This window comes from uncultured Aquabacterium sp. (genome assembly GCF_913773725.1).
Taxonomy (GTDB): Bacteria; Pseudomonadota; Gammaproteobacteria; order Burkholderiales; family Burkholderiaceae_C; genus Aquabacterium.
Genome location: NZ_CAJYGK010000023.1, coordinates 1 through 4,592, shown reverse-complemented (window position 1 = coordinate 4,592; position 4,592 = coordinate 1). Strand labels below are relative to the sequence as shown.

The window sequence follows — 4,592 nt, the reverse complement described above, 5'->3', positions numbered from 1 at the left end:
GTCTACCCAGACCACCCCCGCGCCAGTGCTAGCTTTGCGTACCGTCACTTATTGCACTGAAAACGAGGAGACCCCAACAACACCGAGCTGGAGCGATCGCGCTGGCTCGTCGAGCAGATGTTGGGTGCCGAGACGACCGAGCGCGCCACGCGCTCGGTCACCCACCAGATGAACGCAGCGAAGTTCCCTGTGCACCGGGACCTTGCAGGGTTCGACTTCGACGTCTCGCCGGTCGACCGCAAGCTCGTGCTACAACTGGCCGAAATGGCCTTCACCGATGAGGCGCACAACGTTGTGCTGGTGGGTGGGCCGGGCACCGGCAAGAGCCACCTCGCGACCGCCATCGGCGTGGCGGGCATCACGCAGCATGGCAAGCGCGTGCGCTTCTACTCGACGGTCGACCTGGTCAATGCACTGGAACAGGAGAAGGCGCAAGGCAAGGCCGGGCGCATCGCCAGCAGCCTGCTGCGTCTGGACGCGGTGGTCCTGGACGAGATGGGGTATCTGCCCTTCAGCCAGGCCGGCGGGGCGCTGCTGTTCCACCTGCTCTCCAAACTGTACGAGCACACCAGCGTGGTGGTGACGACGAACCTGGACTTCGCCGAATGGAGCAGCGTGTTCGTGGATCCGAAGATGACCACTGCGTTGCTGGACCGGCTCACGCACCACTGCCACATCGTGGAGACGGGTAACGACAGTTACCGGATCACGCACGCCACGGCGAACTCGAAAAAGCGCATCAAGGCTCGTGAGCAGGAGGGAAAGGCGCCGGCCGGAAACGTTGGTTGAGCAACGCCGCATGCAGGGACAAGGCGCTGCGGGCTTCGCCCTCCGCGCCTTCTTCGTGCGAGCGAGAAGACATCAAAAAGGAAGGCAAGAAAGGACGAAGGCGGTAGAGTTATACACAGTCGGCATCCACGATGCCGGCTTCCATCCCCGGGTCAAAGTTCAACCGGCAGGGTGGGTCAAAGTTCGGCCGGCGCCGACACGCAGTGTTCGGCAGAGCACCAAGCCGGCCATCGTGGATCTGTACGAAGTCTTTTTGTGCAGCGCTGCACGTTCGCTGCCACCTCTACTGATGCCGTATGTTGAGTCATAGGGGCAGGTCAGCTGGATTCTCAGCCCACCATCGGCTCGCGCAGCGTCACGAACTCCTCGGCCGTGGTCGGGTGGATACCGATGGTGCTGTCGAACTGCGCCTTGGTCGCACCCGCGTTCATGGCCACGGCGAAGCCCTGCACGATCTCGCCCGCGTCGGCGCCCACCATGTGCAGGCCCACCACGCAGTCGCTCTTCGCGTCGACCACCAGCTTGATGAAGGTGCGCTCGTCGCGGCCCGACAGCGTGTGGCGCAGGGCCTTGAAGTCGGCTGCGAAGATGCGCACGCCCTTCTCGCCGAACTTCGCGCGCGCCGCGGCCTCCGTCAGGCCGCAGGTCGCCACGTTCGGGTGCGTGAACACGGCGGTGGGCACGTTGTCATAGCCCATGCGGCGCTGGCCGTCGCCGAAGAGCTGGTCCACCACCACCATCGCTTCGGCCAGCGCCACCGGTGTCAGCGCCAGTCGGCTGCTCACGTCGCCGATGGCCAGCACCGAGGGCACGCTGCTGCGGTACTGCGCATCGACCACCACGGCACCGCGCGCGTCCAGCTTCACGCCCGCCGCGTCCAGTCCCATGCCCGCCGTGTTGGGCTTGCGGCCGGTGGCCAGCAGCACGGTGTCGGCCTCGATCTGCTGGCCGCGCGAGAGCATCGCGACCAGGCCGTCGCCCTCGCGGCGCAGCGTTTCCACCTGCGCCGTCATGCGCAGGTCGATGCCCTGGCGGCCCATCTCGCGCGCCAGCGCCTCGCGCACGTCGTCGTCGAAGCCGTTGAGGATGTGGGCGCCGCGATTGACCAGCGTCACGTGCGCGCCCAGGCCGCGGAACAGCGAGGCGAATTCGCAGCCGATGTAGCCGCCGCCCATCACCAGCAGGCGCTTGGGGAAATCGGGCAGATCGAACATCGCGTCCGACACCACGGCCAGCTCGCGGCCCGGCATGTCGGGCGCGGCAGGCATGCCGCCGGTGGCGACCAGGATGTGGCGCGCGGTGTAGCGCGTGTCGCTCACGCTGACCGTGTGGCCGTCCACCAGTTGCGCCCAGCCGGTCAACGTCTTCACGCCCGCGCCGTCGAGCAGCTTCTGATACACGCCGTTCAGGCGCGTGATCTCCTGCGCGCGCTGGCGCTTGAGCGTGGCCCAGTCGAAGCGCGGGGCCTCGGGCAGCGTCCAGCCGTAGCCGGGGGCTTCCTCGAAGGCGGCGGCGTAGCCGGCGGCATAGCTGTAGAGCTTCTTGGGCACGCAGCCCACGTTGACGCAGGTGCCGCCCAGTTCGGCGCATTCGGCCAGCGCCACGCGCGCACCGCGCTGACCGGCCATGCGCGCGGCGCGCACGCCGCCGCTGCCGCCGCCGATGACGAAGAGGTCGAAGTCGTAGTGATGAATCATGGAATGTGTGTGATGGAAAACCAGGCTGGTGTCTGCGAGACGGTGATCAAGAACAAGCGTGATGCCGAGGCGATATCGAGTGCGCCTGCCTCAAAAAAGGTGCTTCCACTGCGCGCGCGGCATCGTCTGTGCCACGAGGCTATTATAGTGAATGATGATTCATTATGTTACGAAATACATGTGTTAGGGATGCCCTGAACAACTCGGATTTGTGAGTGCTACACGGCTCACATTTTTCAGATGATGCAATTGCGGCCATTTTGCTCGGCACTGCGCAATGTTCTCTACCCTTTTCGGGCCGTTTGCGCCGCTTTTTCGGCCTGCGCCCTGTTTTCAGGCGCACTTATCCCCGCTCCGCCAGCAATTGGTGGCGCACCATCCACAGGTTCGATAGCGCAAAAAGCGTAGTGAGCTGCAGCGTGTTCTTCATGAGCCCCCGGTAGCGCACCTTGGTGTAGCCAAACTGGCGTTTGATCACCCTGAAGGGGTGCTCCACTTTGGCGCGGATGCTGGCCTTGATCTTCTCCACCTGCTCTATCAGCGCATCAATGGGCTTGTTCTCCTTGTCCAGCGCCCTGCGCTTGCCCGGGCGCATCGCCACATGCCACCATGGCCACCACCATCCTGGACCGCCTCATGCACCGCTGCGCCATGCTGGAGTTCGAGGGCAAGAGCTACCGCCTCAAGGAGGCCGCCGCACGCATCGCCGTCGCACCCGAGTCGTCATAATCCGGCGGTCCTGCCTGGGGGAATTTGGGGTGGCCAAGGGTGGGGGAATTTGACCTGGCCATCAGGGCGGAAATACTTTCGTCTCAGCGCGGATCCACTTCGTTTCAAGCCTGGCGGAAGCGCCGCGATGGAAATCGTATCGAGGTGCGTGGAAGCATCGTACTGATGGAGAGTTCAGACAAGCTAGTAGAGTTCGTTTGTTTGGATCACGACTTGTCACCCAAGCGCAAGCTGGACCAAGAACGTTCAGTGCTAGAGGAGCAACTTCGACAGTCTCAAAAGCTTGAGGCCCTTGGCACGCTGGCGGGCGGTGTGGCGCACGATTTCAACAATATCTTGGCGGCGATCCTCGGGAACACCCGACTCGCCCTGTTGGACGCCGCGGGAAACGAAGATGTCACTACCAGCCTCAACGAGATTCGGCGTGCTGGCCACCGCGCGAAGGATTTGGTCCAGCGGATTCTGTCCTTCAGCCGGCGGAGCCCGCCTTCGCGCAAGGTGGTGGATATTGCCGATCTGGTGAATGAGGCCGTTACGCTGCTGCGTGCGACGGCTCCGAAATCGATTGCAATCGATGTGCATATAGATCCCAAGACCCCAATGGTGTATGTGGATCCGTCCCAGTTGCACCAGGTCATCCTCAATCTTTGCACGAACGCAGTGCACGCCATCAGTGACTTGAACTATGGACTGCTACGGATTTCGGTTTCCACCTGCGCAGCCCTGGCAGGAAAAGCCACTGGACCTGGAGAAATGTTGCTCGTGACCGACCCTGAAGACTGGTCAGAGGAGAACGTTTGTGTTTGTGTACAAGACAACGGCTGTGGAATGGATGACCTGCCCCCCATAACCCGTACCAGCCATTCTTCCAAGAAGTCCATCAACCCGGAGAATGATGGACATGAGAACAAGCAAATACAGCGAAGAGAAAATCATTGGCTTTCTGCGCCAAGCAGAAGCGGGCATGCCGATCAAGGAGATCGGCCGCAAACACGGCTTCAGTGACGCCTCGTTCTACAAGTGGCGCGCCAAGTTCGCAGGCATGGACGCCAGCGAGGCCAAACGGCTTCGCGAACTTGAGCTGGAGAACGGCAAGCTCAAGCGGCTGCTGGCCGAGGCGCACCTAGACATCCACGCGCTTAAAAGCGTCTTCGGCACAAAGCGCTAGCCCCACAAGTCAAACGCGAGGCCATTGGATGTATGGTGACTGAACACCACATGTCCGAACGCCACGCTTGTGCCCTTGTGGGGCTATTGCTCCGGCCCCATGAAGTCTCAAGCGGCGGCATATTTGACGCGGGGATCCTGAAAGTAGCTCATCACCCGCTCGGGTGACTTCTCCAGCATGGCCATGTGTTCGTTGGCCGCATCGCGCAG

General features: G+C 62.5%; 2 protein-coding genes and 4 pseudogenes. 4 read left to right on the top strand and 2 right to left on the bottom strand.

Going from position 1 to position 4,592, the window contains the following annotated elements; all coding sequences use genetic code 11:
* Positions 1–105 precede the first annotated feature (105 nt).
* A pseudogene (gene istB, locus QZ709_RS02700) lies at positions 106–789 on the top strand (IS21-like element helper ATPase IstB); the annotation flags it as partial.
* Positions 790–1,118: 329 nt separating this feature from the next.
* Here istB and gorA read toward each other — a convergent pair.
* Positions 1,119–2,483, bottom strand: coding sequence for a glutathione-disulfide reductase (gorA, locus tag QZ709_RS02695; RefSeq protein WP_114046489.1), 1,365 nt, complete (start codon positions 2,481–2,483; stop codon positions 1,119–1,121).
* Positions 2,484–2,829: 346 nt separating this feature from the next.
* A pseudogene (locus QZ709_RS02690) lies at positions 2,830–3,093 on the bottom strand (transposase); the annotation flags it as partial.
* On the opposite strand from QZ709_RS02690, the pseudogene QZ709_RS02685 reads away from it, so the two are divergent.
* The 3 genes and pseudogenes from QZ709_RS02685 to QZ709_RS02675 form a co-directional block, all read left to right on the top strand.
* Positions 3,090–3,215: pseudogene (locus tag QZ709_RS02685) on the top strand (ATP-binding protein); the annotation flags it as partial. The pseudogenes QZ709_RS02690 and QZ709_RS02685 sit on opposite strands and share 4 nt — an antisense overlap.
* A 165-nt stretch (positions 3,216–3,380) precedes the next feature.
* Complete coding sequence (locus tag QZ709_RS02680; RefSeq protein ID WP_079758991.1) at positions 3,381–4,220, top strand: histidine kinase dimerization/phospho-acceptor domain-containing protein; 840 nt, start codon at positions 3,381–3,383, stop codon at positions 4,218–4,220.
* A pseudogene (locus QZ709_RS02675) lies at positions 4,117–4,469 on the top strand (transposase); the annotation flags it as partial. The gene QZ709_RS02680 and the pseudogene QZ709_RS02675, both read left to right, overlap by 104 nt.
* Positions 4,470–4,592: the final 123 nt, after the last annotated feature.

What these genes read in the sequence shown, in the direction of transcription:
- QZ709_RS02680 (WP_079758991.1), top strand. Translation starts at nt 3,381, where the DNA reads ATGGAGAGTTCAGACAAGCTAGTAGAGTTCGTTTGTTTGGATCACGAC.